Origin of the sequence: Mariniflexile jejuense, assembly GCF_042675665.1 — a bacterium.
GTDB lineage: Bacteria > Bacteroidota > Bacteroidia > Flavobacteriales > Flavobacteriaceae > Mariniflexile > Mariniflexile jejuense.
The window spans coordinates 2107333-2122483 of the sequence record NZ_JBHTJI010000001.1; the positions used below are offsets into that span (position 1 = coordinate 2107333).

The following is a 15151-nucleotide window of genomic DNA, read 5'->3' on the forward strand; positions in this document are numbered from 1 at the left end:
TTCTGTCTCTACTTTATAAATATGCTTTTTAACTTCATTGAAATTACCCCAAAAATAGCTTCGGAAATAATACCTGAACTTAATTTTGATTCACCTAAAGTTCTATCGGTAAAAATTACGGGTACTTCAACTATTTTAAACTTTTTTAAATAGGTTTTAAATTTCATTTCAATTTGAAACGCATAGCCAATAAACTTTATTTTATCCAAATTTAATGCTTCTAAAACGGTTCGCTTATAGCATACAAACCCAGCGGTAGTGTCGTGTATTTTCATGCCTGTAATAACGCGTACATAATGCGATGCAAAATACGACATTAGCACACGACTCATTGGCCAATTTACAACATTTACACCTGTAGCATAGCGTGAACCAATAGCTAAATCGGCACCTTCTATATGACATGCGTGGTGTAATCTTATCAAATCTTTTGGATCGTGTGAAAAATCGGCATCCATTTCAAAAATATATTGATAGTTTCTTTTTAGACACCATTTAAACCCATGAATGTAAGCTGTACCTAAACCCGATTTTACTTTTCTAACCTCTAAAAACAACCTTTTAGGAAACTCTTTTTGAAGTTCGTTTACTTTCATACCCGTTGAATCTGGCGAATTATCATCAACCACAAGAATATGTATAGCATCCGACTGAGAAAATACTGCCCTAATAATAGCTTCAATATTTTCTATTTCATTATATGTTGGAATGATTACAATAGTATCGGTCATTCGTTTCTTTTCTGAAATTTGGATTAATTTTTAGCAAATGTACATTATTAGGTGTTTATTTATTTTAAATATTCCTTAATAATTACCTCTTCTTCTAAAATATTTATAATAATTTTACAGTATGCTTAGGGATACTATATCAAACGATTTTTTCACCATTTTATTAATGGTTGGTCTTTTTATTGTTGCTGCAGCAAAGGTTGCATCTCCAAAGCGTTTTAATGATTTTATTGCTGTTTTAGGCAACTCAAAATACCTTAAAATTTATTCTAGAGAACAAAAGTTTTTCGACAAATTTGATGCTTTATTATTTACAAATCTTATTATTTCAGTATCTCTTTTTGCTTTCATTACTTATAAATTTTTTACAGAAACCAATATAATTTCACCAGATGTGATGTTTAAAATATCATTTGGTATATGCGTATATATTTTAATTAAAGTACTTCTTGAACGCCTTATTGGCAGCCTTTTTGAAATGGATATGATAATAGACCAATACCTTTTTCAAAAAATAAGTTATAAAAACTACTTAGGTGTTATTCTTATTCCTGTTAATGCTTTGCTACTTTACAGTTTTAAGCCAACATTAACATTTTTTTATGTAACTGTTATATTATTGATTATTATAGTATTGATAGGGCTTTTTACTTCTTTTAAAGCGCATCAAAATTTAATAAAATACAACATCTTCTATTTTATTTTATATCTTTGCGCACTTGAAATTGCACCTTGTGTTATTTTATACAAAGCAATTATTTCTAAATAAAACGAATAAACTACTTGCGCTTATGAAAGTGAAAACCATTTTAGTATCTCAACCAGAACCTAAAATAGAAAACTCGCCTTACTTTGATTTAATTGAAAAACAAAAAGTAAAAATAGATTTCAGACCGTTTATTCATGTTGAAGGCGTTTCAGCAAAAGAAATAAGACAACAAAAAGTTGATTTAAATAATTATACTGCAATTATTTTAACTAGCAGAAATGCCATTGATCACTTTTTTAGAGTTGCTGAAGAAATGCGTTTTAAAGTGCCCGATACCATGAAGTATTTCTGTCTATCGGAAGCTGTTGCTTTTTACCTTCAAAAATATGTGGTGTATAGAAAACGTAAAATTTATGTTGGAAAACGTACGTTTTCAGAATTAGCACCACTTATTAAAAAATATAAAGACGAAAAGTTTTTATTACCAAACACCGATAAAGTAAAAGATGAAGTACCTAGCTCGTTAGATGCTTTGGGTGTAGATTGGAAACAAGCTATTTTTTACAAAACAGTAATTAGCGACCTTTCTGATTTAGCTGATGTATATTACGATATTTTAGTGTTTTTTAGCCCTTCTGGAATTGATTCTTTATTTCATAATTTCCCAGACTTTAAACAAAACGACACGCGTATAGCTGTTTTTGGAGATACTACTATTAAAGCTGTTGAAGAAAGAGGTTTGCGTGTAGATATTGCTGCACCAACACCCGAAACACCATCTATGACGATGGCTTTAGAAAAATATATTGAAAAAGTAAACAAAGCAAAATAAGCTTAGTTTTAAAACTATAAAAAAAGGGATGATTTTAAAATCATCCCTTTTTTTATTAAAATGCATAGCGTTGCGGTCCGCCACGTCTAATTTCCTCACTAGCAAAGGCTTCAAATTTTTTAAAGTTTTCACGAAATGCATTAGAAAGTTTAAAAGCAGTTGTATAATAGGCTTCATCATTATTCCATGTAGCTCTTGGGCTTAACACACTAGTTGGCACACCAGGACATTCTCTAGGTTGTGCAACTCCAAAAACCGAGTGTATATGGTAATTATCATAATTATATAAGCCTAAATCGCCATTTAATACCGCATTAATCATGGCTCTTGTGTATTTTAACTTCATACGTGTTCCTACACCATAAGGTCCACCTGTCCAGCCGGTATTTACTAACCAAACATTAACACCAGAATCTTTCATTTTCTTACTTAACATTTCAGCATATTTGGTAGGGTGTAATGGCATAAAAGGTGCACCAAAACATGCCGAAAAATTAGGTGTAGGCTCTAAAACACCTGCCTCAGTACCTGCTACTTTAGCTGTATAACCTGATATAAAATGATATGCAGCCTGACTTGGTGTTAACTTTGAAATTGGAGGTAATACCCCAAAAGCATCGGCTGTTAAAAAGAAAATATTTTTTGGATTTTTCCCAATAGAAGGTACTTGAATGTTCTCAATATGTTCAATTGGGTAACTAACGCGTGTATTTTGCGTGATGGATGTGTCTTCAAATTTAACATCGCCATTAGCGTCTAAAATAACATTTTCTAAAATCGCTCCTTTTTTTATGGCATCATAAATTTCGGGTTCGTTATCTCTTGAAAGGTTAATTACTTTAGCGTAACAACCACCTTCAAAATTAAATACTGTATTTTCAGCAGTCCATCCATGTTCATCATCGCCTATTAAACTTCTATTTGGATCGGTAGAAAGCGTTGTTTTTCCCGTACCAGACAATCCAAAGAAAATAGCTGTATCACCGTCTTTTCCAACATTGGCACTACAATGCATTGGCAAGGTGTTTTTATAGACAGGAAGAATAAAATTTAAGGCTGAAAAAATACCTTTTTTTATTTCACCTGTATAACCTGTTCCACCAATTAAGGCTATTTTTCTTGTAAAATTTAAAATAGCAAAATTGTGTTGGCGTGTACCATCAACCTCTGGATTTGCCATAAAACCTGGTGCATTTATAACTGTCCATTCAAATTCAAAATCTTTTAATTCTTCATCTGTAGGTCGTAAAAACATATTTGATGCAAACTGGTTGCTCCAAGGATATTCATTAACTACACGAATGTTTAATTTGTAATTATCATCTGCACATGCAAAACAATCTCTAACAAAAATTTCTTTGTTAGATAGATAGTCTGTTACTTTATTGTACAACGCATCAAACTTCTCTGCATCAAATGGAATGTTGATGTTTCCCCACCAAACACGATCGCGGGTAATATCATCTTCAACAATAAATCGATCTTGTGGAGAACGCCCAGTAAATTCACCTGTATTAACTGCCAAAGCACCAGAAGAAGCTTCTACACCTTGTCCTTTTTCAATAGTAATAGCATGAAGTTGCTCTGGTGATAATTGATATCTAATTTTGGCGTTTTTTATTCCATAATTTTCCAACGAAATCGTCTTAGTAATCTGGTCGTAATTTATCATAACACTGTTTCAAATTATATTATATACAAAAATAATACATTATATTTATATTTTTCTTATTTTATGATTTCATTTTTAAGAAATTAATAAAAATAATTATCCACGACACAATCAAAAGTAACCCACCAATTGGTGTTATAAAACCTATCATTTTAAAATCGAACGTTGTTAGCACATTTGTTGCCAAACCATAAATAGAACCTGAAAATAAAATTATACCTAATAGGGTTAAAAAATAAATTTGCTTTTTAGCGCGCTGCCTAATAAGCACCGAATTACCAACAAACAGCAAAAAAATAGCATGATACATTTGATACCTAACACCTGTTTCAAAAGTTTGTTGTGCTTCAACTGAAATTAATTCTTTTAATAAATGTGCACCAAATGCACCTAAAATAATGCCAGTAACACCTAAAATTGATGCGGTTATTAATATTGTTTTGTTCATATAAAATGGCTGTTAATTTATTGCGCTTCTTTAAAAAGTGTTTTTAAAAATATACAAAGTTACTTAACAAAAATTACTGCCAAAAACTTTTAGTTATTGCTTTTAAAAACCCATCATTATTGCATTAATTTTGTAAGATATTATTTAAAATATACAATTATTTGTTTAATATTACAAGCAACTTAAAACAACTCTTTTTTATGAAGAAACTACCTTTAATTACACTAATATTTTCACTTATTTCTATAATATCTTTTTCTCAAGAAACTGAAACCCAAATTTCTGAAAAAGAAAACTTTAACGAGTTAAAATTAAATGGTTTATTTTTAATAGCTGGCTCTTTTGAAGTAACATATGAACGTACAATTAACGAAGAATCTGGTGTTGGCTTTTCTGTTTTTTTACCATTTGATGAAGAAGTAAAAGACGATGTTAACTATTATATATCTCCTTATTACCGTTTTTACTTTGGGAAAAAATATGCTGCTGGTTTTTTTATTGAAGGGTTTGGAATGCTAAACTCTGTCAATGAATTTATCTTTAACAGTAATTTAAACGACTTTGAAAAGAAATCTATTACCGATTTTGCTCTAGGAATTGGTGTTGGTGGTAAATGGGTTACGAATAATGGTTTTGTAGGCGAACTAAATCTTGGTTTTGGCAGAAATTTATTTAATGATTACAGTAATACAGACCTTAAATTTGTTGGAAAAATAGGAATTACATTAGGTTATCGATTTTAAATAAAGCTTCATTAAAAACAAAATTACTAGATTCGTAATTCAATAACTTACAGAAAATAAATGAGAAAATCGATACTATTTGGCATTATCACAATTATCATCTCTTGCAAAACTAAAAAACAAACATTTAATCTAAAAGCAAATATTAGCGACAACTTAGAATTAATTGAGATATACAAAAAGGACCAATTGGACAGAAGTGGAAATTACAACGATGTCGATTGGGACTTATTAGGTAAAAATGATAGCTTAAGAAGAATTAGAGTCATTGAATTATTAAACTCTAACAAAGTTCACACCTCTTTGGATTATAAAAATGCTGCTATGATTTTTCAACACGGTTTAGATTCAATCCATTATCGCATGGCAGTTGAACTTATGAAAAAGTCTGTAGATTTAGATTCGACTGCAAACAAATGGCTTTTAGCTGCTGCTATAGACAGACATTTACTAAGTATAAATAAACCTCAAATTTACGGAACACAATACAACAGAAAAGGACCAAACGAACCTTGGGAATCGGCAGAAATAGATACTACGAAAATTTCTAATTCTGAAAGAATAAAATATGGCGTTCCTACACTAGCTGAACAAAAAGAAAGGGTTTTAGCCATGAATAGAACCAAATTGATTGAATTAACAAACAGCCAATCGATTGAAAATATCATTGAAATTATTGAAAATGAAGATAAGAACAACCCAAAATATGACATTTCAGAAAAAGGATTAAATAGTTTTGGCTATACACTTATGAATAAACAACAGGATGCTGATGCTTTAAAAATCTTTATACTTAATATTAAATTACATCCTAAAGCCTTTAATACCTATGACAGCTATGCAGAGTGCCTTTTAAAAATGGGAAACAAAGAAGCTGCAATTGAAAACTACAAAAAATCAATTGAGTTAAACCCAAATAACGATAATGCAATAAAAATTTTAAAGAGTTTAAAATCTCAATTAACAACTGATTAAAACCCGAACCTATATATAATAAAAAAACCAAGCATGTTATGCTTGGTTTTTTTTATTACAAGATTCCCGCCTTCGGGAGAATTCATTACATTTTCATTAACCAAGTACGTACATCTACCTCTTGTTTAATAATGTTTCTTAAATCTTCAATTTTAACGCGTTCTTGTTCCATAGAATCTCTGTGGCGAATTGTAACCATGTTATCATTTAACGTATCGTGATCTACAGTAATGCAGAATGGTGTTCCGTTAGCATCTTGCCTTCTGTAACGACGCCCTACTGCGTCTTTTTCATCGTAATCTACATTAAAATCCCATTTTAAATCATCTACAATTTGTTTTGCAATTTCTGGCAACCCATCTTTTTTAACTAAAGGCAAAACAGCCGCTTTTATAGGCGCTAATACGCTTGGTAGTTTTAAAACAGTACGTGTGGTTCCGTTTTCTAATTCTTCTTCAACTAAAGAATTTGAAAAAACTGCTAAAAACATACGGTCTAAACCTATTGATGTTTCTAATACATATGGCACATAACTTTTATTTTCTTCTGGATCAAAATATTGTAATTTTTTACCAGAGAATTTTTCGTGTTGACTTAAATCAAAATCAGTACGCGAATGAATTCCTTCTAATTCTTTAAACCCGAATGGAAATTTAAACTCGATATCTGCTGCTGCATCGGCATAATGTGCTAGTTTTTCATGGTCGTGAAAGCGATAATTATCAGCACCCATACCTAAACTTAAATGCCATTTTAAACGCGTTTCTTTCCAATGGTTATACCATTCTACTTGCGTACCTGGTTTTATAAAAAATTGCATTTCCATTTGTTCAAACTCGCGCATTCTAAAAATAAATTGTCTTGCAACAATTTCATTTCTAAAAGCTTTTCCTGTTTGTGCAATACCAAATGGAATTTTTTGACGACTCGTTTTTTGAACGTTCAAAAAGTTTACAAAAATACCTTGCGCGGTTTCTGGCCGTAGGTATAAATCCATCGCATTTTCAGCTGATGCGCCTAGTTTTGTTCCAAACATTAGGTTAAATTGCTTAACATCGGTCCAGTTTTTAGAACCTGTTAATGGATCGGCAATTTCCAGTTCTTCTATTAAAGCTTTAACATCGGCTAAATCTTCACTTTCCAACGATTTTGCCATACGCGAAAGCGTTGCATTTATTTTTTCTTGATATTCTACAACACGCGTGTTGGTAGTTACAAATTCTTCTTTATTAAAAGCATCGCCAAAACGTTTTGCTGCTTTTTCAACTTCTTTATCAATTTTTGCTTCAATTTTAGCGCAATAGTCTTCTATTAACACATCGGCTCTGTAGCGTTTTTTTGAATCTTTATTATCAATTAATGGGTCGTTAAACGCATCAACATGTCCAGACGCTTTCCAAATGGTTGGATGCATAAATATGGCAGAGTCTATACCTACTATATTATCATTCATTTGCACCATGGCTTTCCACCAGTAGTCGCGTATGTTTTTCTTTAATTCTGCACCGTTTTGCGCATAGTCGTAAACTGCACTTAATCCATCGTAGATTTCACTACTTTGAAACACGTAACCATACTCCTTTGCATGAGAGATTACCTTTTTAAATTGATCATCATTATTTACCATGGTGCAAAAATAAAAAACCGCACCAAACTAAATGCGTTATTGATTAAAATTTGCCACTAATTCACTAATAAATATTTATATTCGTGTATTTGTGGCTAATTTTTGTTAGTAAATATAAATTTTGCAAAATGCTTAAACCAATTGTTGATTTATTATTCCCAAAAGTATGTTACGCTTGCCTTAACTTACTGAATGATAATGAAGATACCATTTGTGTGGATTGTAGACATGATTTGCCAGTGACTAATTTTCATTTTGATAATGATGATGCTATTAAAAAAGTGCTTTACGGCAGGGCAATTATTGAAAATGGTACCGCACTTTTTAGGTTTGAAAAAAAAGGATTAGTACAACAACTTATACACGGATTGAAGTATAGAGGTTACGAAAATATTGGTGTTTTACTAGGAAATTGGCTTGGTAGTGAACTGAAAACTTTAGAAAATTATAAGGATATTGATATTGTAATTCCTGTACCACTACACAAAAAGAAGCTAAAAAAAAGAGGCTATAACCAAGTGGCTAAATTTGGGCAACAACTTGCATTAGCTTTAAATGCAGAGTATGTTGATGGTGTTTTGGTGAAAGTATCTAACACAAAATCGCAAACTATAAAAAACCGGCTAGCACGTTGGATAAACAATGATGAATTATTCGACATTGCCAGTACTACACCTATTGAAAGCAAACACATTTTGTTGGTAGACGATTTAATTACTACTGGAGCAACACTTGAAGCTTGCATAATGGTACTTAACAAAGCAAAAAATGTAAAAATAAGCATTGCTACTATGGCAATAGCATAACGGGTTTACCGTTATATCTTTAAAATTATGTAGGTTTGTAAAAAATTTTGAAATTGGTAATGAACAAAGCCTTTTATAATGTTGTTTTATTGGTTTGTATTAGTCTCGTTTTTGTAAACTGCGCTAATAGAGGTACGCCTGATGGCGGTCCGAAAGACGAAATACCACCAAAAATTTTAGAGGAATTACCAAAAAACTTCAACACCAATTTTAAAGGTAAGATTATCAAAATTTATTTTGATGAGTATGTTAAAATGAAGGATATTCAAAAACAACTCATCATTTCGCCACCAATGACAACGCAACCAGAAATTACACCGCTTGGTGGTGCAAGCAAATACATTACAATTAAAATTTTTGACACACTGCAACCAAATACAACATATGCTTTTAACTTTGGAAATAGTATTGTTGATAATAATGAAGGCAACCCATACCCGTATTACCGATATGTGTTTTCAACAGGAAGTTATATAGATTCACTTAGTGTAAAAGGAAACATTGTTGATGCTTTGAAAAGGCAACCTGAAACCTTTGTAAATGTGGCACTTTATGAAGTAGATTCAACGTTTACAGATTCAATTGTATATCAAAAAAAACCTAAGTACATTACCAATACCTTAGATAGTGTTACCACATTTTCTATTGAAAACATAAAAGCTGGAAAATATATGCTTATGGCGTTGAAAGATGGGAATAGTGATAATAAATTTCAGCAAAAAACCGATCAAATTGCGTTTCACAAAAGTTTTATTACGGTTCCAACCGATTCGCTTTACACCTTAAAATTATTTTCTGAAGCGTTAGATTTTAAAGCTGTTCGTCCTGCTTTGGCTGCCACACAAAAAATAGCTGTTGGTTATGAAGGCGATTATACTAAAATGAAAATAAAGGTAAAATCTGAATTACCTCCTGATTTTAAATACCGCACCACAAAAGACGAAAAAAAAGACACTCTTTACTTTTGGTACAAACCAAAATTGGAAGTTGATTCGCTTATTTTAAACGTATCGCACACCACTTTTGATAACGATTATAACGTGAAAATTAGAAAACAAAAGAAAGATTCATTGATGATTAATGCTAATCCTTCAGGAACTATTGGTATTGATGAACCTTTTAAAATTTCAGGAAATATTCCGTTTGTAAATTTTGATATTTCAAGAGTTAACTTAATTGATAAAGATTCGGTTAAAGTTGATTTTACAACCGAATACGATTCAATTACAAATACTTATGCTTTCAACTTTAAAAAGAAAGAAGAAGGCAAATACAGCATGATGGTTTTACCCGAAGCTTTCACCGATTTTTTTGACAACAAAAATGATACATTACAATATAGCTTAAGTACTAGAAAAGCATCCGATTTTGGCTTTGTGCGTTTTACTTTAGTTAATGCAAAATATCCGCTTATAGTACAACTAACCAATGAAAAAGGCGATGTGAAAGCCGAAAAATACACTACCAAGCCAGAAACTATCGACTTTTTAAACCTACAACCAAGCACCTACTATATTCGGGTTATACACGATACAAATGGTAATGGTATATTTGATACAGGTAGCTATCTTAAAAAAATACAACCCGAAAAGGCAAGTCATTTTAAAGAAATAGAAGTTCGAGCAGATTGGGGTTATCCTGAAACACTAGAATTTACATCAGAGTAAAAGCATCTTTATCATCTAAAAACTTAAGTTTGTTTCTGTAAAATTGAATGTGATTCTTATCTAAAACAACAACTTCAACTTGCTCTTTATTTGGTTTTATGTTAGATATTATATTTCCTAACACATCATATACTGCCGAATTGCCCGAGTATTCATTTTGAGCTTCATCTAAACCTACACGGTTTACACCTACAACATAAGTCATATTTTCAATAGCACGTGCTTTTAGCAAAGCATCCCAAGCTAAAACTCTAGGTTTTGGCCAATTGGCAACATACATTAAAACATCATAATTTTCCACATTTCTTGCCCAAACAGGAAAACGCAAATCGTAACAAACTAAGGGGCAAATTTTCCAACCTTTATAATTTATAATCACTTTTTCTGTACCTGCAGAGTACACTTTATCTTCGCCTGCAAGTGTAAATGTATGGCGTTTATCATAGGTTGAAATAGTTCCAGAAGGTTTAACAAAAAGCAAACGATTATAGTACTTATTATTTTCTAAAATAATAAGGCTACCAATAATGGCAGCCTGTGTTTCTATAGCTTTTTTTTGCATCCAAGATACTGTTTTTCCGTCCATAGTTTCGGCAACAGTTTGCGCATTCATAGTAAAGCCTGTTGCAAACATTTCTGGAAGCACTATAACATCAACCGTTTTTCCAATACTTTCTATTTTTTCTGAAAAGTTTTTTCTATTTTGCTTAGGGCTTTCCCAAGCTAAATCAGACTGAATTATAGCTACTTTAAGTTTATCTTCCATAACTTAAAAGTAATTATTTTTTTATTATTTTAAGTTTTTTGAGTTATGAATTTATCAATCACTTTATGCAATTTAAGTCATCTTGAAGCTCTTGTAGAAATTTCAAGAAATACTTTTATAAATGCATTTGAAAAAGACAACAATCCGGTTGATTTTTTAGCTTACGTAAACAATGCTTTTAGTGAAGATTCAATAAAAAAAGAATTACTAAACCCTAACATGTCTTTTTATTTTTTGTACTTAGATAATCAACTTGTTGGATATTTTAAACTGAATGAAAAGGAAGCGCAAACCGAAAATCTTAAGGCTGCATCCATTGAATTGGAGCGTATTTATGTTATTTCAACATTTCAAGGAAAAAAAATTGGTGAATTTATGATAAACCAAGCTATAACTATTTCAATTGAAAAAAATGCAGCGTTTTTGTGGCTTGGTGTTTGGGAAAAAAACGTTAACGCCATTAGATTTTATGAACGAATTGGCTTTAAAAAATTTGGTTCTCATAACTTTTATATTGGAGCAGACAAACAAATTGATTTGCTGTACAAACTAGATTTGAAACAAAAAGAGAGACAGTAATTGTCTCTCTTTTATGCTTTTATTAAAGTTTCTTTTTGGCTTTTTCTATATCTTCTTTCAAATCTGCTATTTTTTCAAGCCACTTAGCTTCATCATTAGGAGATAATTTTCCTTTTCTTTTAAGCTTTTCATACTTTTTAATGGCATCGTTATAATCATCATTTGCATCATCAAATTTAGATTGAGCTTTTTCCTTAGCTTTTATTTCTTTTTCAGCTTTTTTCAATCTTTTTTCAGCCTTTTTTTGTTCTTTTTCGGCTTTTTTTATCGCTTTTTCAGCTGCTTCACGTTCTTTGTCGAGTGCTTTTTGTTTATTAAAAGCTTCCCAAATACCCGATTGCTCTTCGGCAGATAAAGTTGTTGTTACATCTGCATCATCAAGCAAAATAGTTTTTCCTTTAATTTTGTAAGTGGTTCCGTTTACATTTACTTCTTGAGCTTGCACACTAAATGCGAAACCTAAAAACAGTAATACTGCTACTAATCTCATTTTTTTTAATTTTAAAATTGTTTTCTATTTTTTTAGACTTATTATTTACTAAAAAGTCACTTAAATCTGGTTTAATATATTTGCTGCCTTTTTTAAAGTTTCATCTGTTTTTGCAAAACAAAACCGTAACACTTTGTTATCTAATTTATTAGTGTTAAATACTGACAGCGGAATGGAAGCTATACCAGATTCTATTGTTAATTTTTTAGCATACTCCAAATCGTATTCTTGCGTAATTTCAGAGTAATCTAAAACCTGAAAATAGGTACCTTTTGATGGTGTAAATTTAAACTTAGAATCCTTTATTAAATTTAAGAATAAATTCCGTTTTTCTTGATAAAATTCTGATAATTCTAAATAATATTTTGGCTCTTGCATATAATCTGCAATACCCTTTTGTGTGGGATGATGTATGCAAAAAACATTAAATTGATGTACTTTAATAAATTCTTCCATCAATTCTTTAGGCGCACAACAATATCCAACTCGCCAACCCGTATTATGAAATGTTTTGCAGAATGATGCCACCACAAAACTTCTTACTTTTAAATCTGGAAATAAACAGGCACTTTGATGCGTTTCGCCATCATAAATCATGTGTTCATAAACCTCATCACTTAACACAATAATATTGGTGTTTTTGGTTATACTTTCTAGCTGAAGCATATCGTTTTTCGAGAAAATGGTACCTGTAGGATTGTGTGGTGTATTAATAATAATCATTTTAGTTTTAGGGTTTATTTTACCCTTTACTTCATTCCAATCAACTTTAAAATTATTTGATGCATGTAATTGAATTGCAACTACTTTTCCGCCATTTAACTCAATATTTGGTTGATAACTATCATACGCTGGTCTAAAAATTAAAACCTCATCATTTGGTTTGATAAAGGTTGTAATAATGGTAAAAATGGCTTGAGTTGCTCCTGCGGTAATAACAATTTCACTTTCTGGATGGTAGCTTGCATTGTAAAGCAACTCGAATTTTTTTGCAATAGCTTCACGAAGTTCTAAATTTCCATGCATGGGCGCGTAGTGGTTGTAGCCCGAATTCATAGCTTTACTAACCAAATCGATAAGTTTTTGGTCGCTATCAAAATCTGGAAACCCTTGCGATAAATTTATAGCTTGATGCTTAGTAGCTAAACCACTCATTACCGAAAAAATGGTAGTTTCTACATTTGGAAGTTTCGATTGGTGATTCATTAGTTGATGGTTGGCAGGTTGTGTTGTTAGTTTTTAAAGTCTAAAATCTTAAATCAATTAAACTTACACAATATTCATCTTTTTTAGTAAAAATGACGCATTCATATTTTTACAAATGCCCGTTTTTAATGTGTAATCAAAATGAAGTTCGTCGTTTATAATTTCGGCATCAAAGTAGTAGTTTTTTACATCTTCAAGTTCGTTTTCAATGTCGCATAAACTTAAATCGTGAGTTGCAATAATACCAGTAGCGTTTGAAGCTACTAATTTTTCGACAAATTTTCTTGAGCCAATAGCTTTATCGGTACTGTTTGTGCCTTTTAAAATTTCATCTAAAACAATAAAATAAGGTTCTTTTTGAATAGCATCAACAATGTATTTAAGTCGTGTTAATTCTGAAAAAAAGTATGAACTGTCATCAGTTAACGAATCGCTAGTTCGCATACTAGTTATCAATTTCACTGGTGAATAGCTACTGGATTTTGCACATACAGGCAAACCCATATTTGCCATAACTATGTGCAACGATACGGTTCTTAAAAACGTACTTTTTCCAGCCATATTTGCGCCTGTAACAATAAAAAATTGTTCGTTTTCTATGGTTAAATCACTATCAATACGCTTGTTTTTATTTAACAATGGATGCCCTAATGCTTTTGCTTTTATTACAGAACCGTTGTTTAAAATTTCAGGAAATACAAAATCAGGATGGTTAAATGTAAAGTTCCCTAAAGAATTATAAGCATCAAAAAACGACACCACTTCAAACCAATCTGCTACTTTTTCAGCATGTTCTTCAATCCATTGTTCTATGTGAAAACTGTTTTTTATATCTGCTAGAAAGTAACCATTTCCAAAAATGGCAAACACAAAATTATTTCTGTTATCTAAAGCATCTATGGATTTTGAAAGTTCTTTAAAAATAACCGAAGCTTGCTTTCCTTCTTGTTGAATTTGCTGTTGTTTTTGTTTTAATAATTTTGAAGAAAACGTTTCATTTTCAATCAAATCTAAAAGTAATGCGTATTGGCGAAACGTTTCCTTTACCTTATCGGTATTCGAAGCTAATGTATTAATTTGCTTCACATAAAACCCAGATATTGTTAAACCCGCAAGCAACCAATAGCCTATAATAGCTTGATTTGTAATTACATTTAAAAATACCAAAGCGAATAAAACAACGGTAACTATACTAAAACCTAAAGGCAACCTTTTTACTTGTTTTGGTAAAAATGACTTATAGTTTTGCAGCCATTTTATAATACTTTTAGCAGGTGTATTAATGGTGACTAAACTAGAGGTTGCTGTATAAAATTGTCGCCATTCTGGTTTAGAACTTAATTCGTTTATGGCTTCTTGCCTTAATTTAATGTTGTTAACATCATTAGCTTTTAATGCATTGGCTAATTTTTGAGAACCTTCATTTATAGTAGTTCTATTTATAAATTGATAGAAAGAGCCGCGACCAAATAAATCGATATCTAAACTGTAAAAATGTTTTGGGTCTTGAAATTGTAAGCCTTCATTTTTATGATGAAAATTGCCCGATAAAATTTCTATTTCTTCATTATTTATTACTACTAAAGCCTCATTAAACTGTTTTTTAGCTTTAACATCATTATATTTTGATAATAAATAAAGAAAAATGACTGTGCCTAAAACACCAATTAAAACAGTGATTTGCCATTGCTTGAACGTGAAATAAATACCTACACATGTTACACCAAAAACCAATACTCTATAAATACTTAAAGCTGTTATTTGTTTGTGCAACTTTTGGGTTTCTGTTTTATAGATTTCTAGGTGTTTTTGATAATAGGATAATGGGTTACTCATTTGTGTATTTTATGATGTATAAAGAAACAAAAAAGCCCTGAAAAACTCCAGAGCTTTGATTTTA

At 31.1% G+C, this 15151-nt stretch carries 15 protein-coding genes; 7 read left to right on the plus strand and 8 right to left on the minus strand.

The window, feature by feature from the left end:
• Positions 1 to 8 precede the first annotated feature (8 nt).
• On the minus strand, positions 9 to 731 hold the full coding sequence (locus ACFQ1R_RS08965) for a polyprenol monophosphomannose synthase (protein ID WP_379925818.1): 723 nt from the start codon (positions 729 to 731) through the stop codon (positions 9 to 11).
• A 121-nt stretch (positions 732 to 852) separates the two neighbouring features.
• Here ACFQ1R_RS08965 and ACFQ1R_RS08970 point away from each other — a divergent pair, with 121 nt between their 5' ends.
• Both ACFQ1R_RS08970 and ACFQ1R_RS08975 read left to right on the plus strand, forming a co-directional pair.
• Entirely contained in the window at positions 853 to 1500 is a 648-nt protein-coding gene (locus ACFQ1R_RS08970) for a DUF4271 domain-containing protein (RefSeq protein ID WP_379925819.1), read from the plus strand.
• A 22-nt stretch (positions 1501 to 1522) separates the two neighbouring features.
• Complete coding sequence (locus ACFQ1R_RS08975; RefSeq protein WP_379925820.1) at positions 1523 to 2272, plus strand: uroporphyrinogen-III synthase; 750 nt, start codon at positions 1523 to 1525, stop codon at positions 2270 to 2272.
• A gap of 55 nt (positions 2273 to 2327) precedes the next feature.
• Here ACFQ1R_RS08975 and pckA read toward each other — a convergent pair whose 3' ends face one another.
• Positions 2328 to 3944 (minus strand): phosphoenolpyruvate carboxykinase (ATP), encoded by a 1617-nt coding sequence (pckA, locus tag ACFQ1R_RS08980; RefSeq protein ID WP_379925821.1) that lies wholly within the window; start codon positions 3942 to 3944, stop codon positions 2328 to 2330.
• Between the two features lie 61 nt (positions 3945 to 4005).
• The gene (locus ACFQ1R_RS08985) at positions 4006 to 4392 is read right to left on the minus strand and encodes a DUF423 domain-containing protein (RefSeq protein ID WP_379925822.1); all 387 of its coding nucleotides are present in this window, start codon (positions 4390 to 4392) and stop codon (positions 4006 to 4008) included.
• 200 nt (positions 4393 to 4592) lie between these two features.
• Here ACFQ1R_RS08985 and ACFQ1R_RS08990 point away from each other — a divergent pair, with 200 nt between their 5' ends.
• The gene (locus ACFQ1R_RS08990; RefSeq protein ID WP_379925823.1) at positions 4593 to 5135 is read left to right on the plus strand and encodes a hypothetical protein; all 543 of its coding nucleotides are present in this window, start codon (positions 4593 to 4595) and stop codon (positions 5133 to 5135) included.
• Positions 5136 to 5195: 60 nt separating this feature from the next.
• A complete protein-coding gene (locus tag ACFQ1R_RS08995; RefSeq protein WP_379925824.1) occupies positions 5196 to 6110 on the plus strand; it encodes a tetratricopeptide repeat protein in 915 nt (304 codons plus the stop codon).
• Positions 6111 to 6195: 85 nt separating this feature from the next.
• Here ACFQ1R_RS08995 and ACFQ1R_RS09000 read toward each other — a convergent pair whose 3' ends face one another.
• Positions 6196 to 7737, minus strand: coding sequence for a glycine--tRNA ligase (locus tag ACFQ1R_RS09000; RefSeq protein WP_379925825.1), 1542 nt, complete (start codon positions 7735 to 7737; stop codon positions 6196 to 6198).
• Between the two features lie 128 nt (positions 7738 to 7865).
• On the opposite strand from ACFQ1R_RS09000, the gene ACFQ1R_RS09005 reads away from it, so the two are divergent.
• Together ACFQ1R_RS09005 and ACFQ1R_RS09010 are read left to right on the plus strand one after the other, a co-directional pair.
• Positions 7866 to 8543: a ComF family protein gene (locus tag ACFQ1R_RS09005; protein ID WP_379925826.1), complete on the plus strand. Its 678-nt coding sequence runs from the start codon at positions 7866 to 7868 to the stop codon at positions 8541 to 8543.
• Between the two features lie 59 nt (positions 8544 to 8602).
• Positions 8603 to 10210: an Ig-like domain-containing protein gene (locus ACFQ1R_RS09010; RefSeq protein ID WP_379925827.1), complete on the plus strand. Its 1608-nt coding sequence runs from the start codon at positions 8603 to 8605 to the stop codon at positions 10208 to 10210.
• On the opposite strand, the gene ACFQ1R_RS09015 is transcribed toward ACFQ1R_RS09010, so the two are convergent.
• Entirely contained in the window at positions 10197 to 10976 is a 780-nt protein-coding gene (locus ACFQ1R_RS09015) for an amidohydrolase (RefSeq protein ID WP_379925828.1), read from the minus strand. The genes ACFQ1R_RS09010 and ACFQ1R_RS09015 overlap by 14 nt on opposite strands.
• Before the next feature lie 45 nt (positions 10977 to 11021).
• Here ACFQ1R_RS09015 and ACFQ1R_RS09020 point away from each other — a divergent pair, with 45 nt between their 5' ends.
• On the plus strand, positions 11022 to 11555 hold the full coding sequence (locus ACFQ1R_RS09020) for a GNAT family N-acetyltransferase (protein ID WP_379925829.1): 534 nt from the start codon (positions 11022 to 11024) through the stop codon (positions 11553 to 11555).
• A 22-nt stretch (positions 11556 to 11577) separates the two neighbouring features.
• Here the strand turns inward: ACFQ1R_RS09020 and ACFQ1R_RS09025 are convergent, their stop codons facing one another.
• The 3 genes from ACFQ1R_RS09025 to ACFQ1R_RS09035 all read right to left on the minus strand — a co-directional run bounded on the left by ACFQ1R_RS09025 (position 11578) and on the right by ACFQ1R_RS09035 (position 15087).
• Positions 11578 to 12045 (minus strand): hypothetical protein, encoded by a 468-nt coding sequence (locus tag ACFQ1R_RS09025; RefSeq protein WP_379925830.1) that lies wholly within the window; start codon positions 12043 to 12045, stop codon positions 11578 to 11580.
• Between the two features lie 60 nt (positions 12046 to 12105).
• Positions 12106 to 13251 carry a methionine aminotransferase gene (locus tag ACFQ1R_RS09030; protein WP_379925831.1) on the minus strand — a complete coding sequence of 382 codons (1146 nt, stop codon included), beginning with the start codon at positions 13249 to 13251 and terminating at the stop codon, positions 12106 to 12108.
• A 63-nt stretch (positions 13252 to 13314) separates the two neighbouring features.
• Entirely contained in the window at positions 13315 to 15087 is a 1773-nt protein-coding gene (locus ACFQ1R_RS09035) for a MutS-related protein (RefSeq protein WP_379925832.1), read from the minus strand.
• Between the last annotated feature and the right edge of the window lie 64 nt (positions 15088 to 15151).

Bases quoted from the DNA above. Each gene is read 5' to 3' on its own strand.
- ACFQ1R_RS09005 (WP_379925826.1), top strand. From the start codon at position 7,866: ATGCTTAAACCAATTGTTGATTTATTATTCCCAAAAGTATGTTACGCT.
- ACFQ1R_RS08990 (WP_379925823.1), top strand. From the start codon at position 4,593: ATGAAGAAACTACCTTTAATTACACTAATATTTTCACTTATTTCTATA.
- ACFQ1R_RS08970 (WP_379925819.1), top strand. From the start codon at position 853: ATGCTTAGGGATACTATATCAAACGATTTTTTCACCATTTTATTAATG.
- ACFQ1R_RS09000 (WP_379925825.1), bottom strand. From the start codon at position 7,737: ATGGTAAATAATGATGATCAATTTAAAAAGGTAATCTCTCATGCAAAG.
- ACFQ1R_RS08985 (WP_379925822.1), bottom strand. From the start codon at position 4,392: ATGAACAAAACAATATTAATAACCGCATCAATTTTAGGTGTTACTGGC.
- ACFQ1R_RS09030 (WP_379925831.1), bottom strand. From the start codon at position 13,251: ATGAATCACCAATCGAAACTTCCAAATGTAGAAACTACCATTTTTTCG.
- ACFQ1R_RS09010 (WP_379925827.1), top strand. From the start codon at position 8,603: ATGAACAAAGCCTTTTATAATGTTGTTTTATTGGTTTGTATTAGTCTC.
- ACFQ1R_RS08995 (WP_379925824.1), top strand. From the start codon at position 5,196: ATGAGAAAATCGATACTATTTGGCATTATCACAATTATCATCTCTTGC.
- pckA (WP_379925821.1), bottom strand. From the start codon at position 3,944: ATGATAAATTACGACCAGATTACTAAGACGATTTCGTTGGAAAATTAT.
- ACFQ1R_RS09015 (WP_379925828.1), bottom strand. From the start codon at position 10,976: ATGGAAGATAAACTTAAAGTAGCTATAATTCAGTCTGATTTAGCTTGG.
- ACFQ1R_RS08965 (WP_379925818.1), bottom strand. From the start codon at position 731: ATGACCGATACTATTGTAATCATTCCAACATATAATGAAATAGAAAAT.
- ACFQ1R_RS08975 (WP_379925820.1), top strand. From the start codon at position 1,523: ATGAAAGTGAAAACCATTTTAGTATCTCAACCAGAACCTAAAATAGAA.
- ACFQ1R_RS09025 (WP_379925830.1), bottom strand. From the start codon at position 12,045: ATGAGATTAGTAGCAGTATTACTGTTTTTAGGTTTCGCATTTAGTGTG.
- ACFQ1R_RS09035 (WP_379925832.1), bottom strand. From the start codon at position 15,087: ATGAGTAACCCATTATCCTATTATCAAAAACACCTAGAAATCTATAAA.
- ACFQ1R_RS09020 (WP_379925829.1), top strand. From the start codon at position 11,022: ATGAATTTATCAATCACTTTATGCAATTTAAGTCATCTTGAAGCTCTT.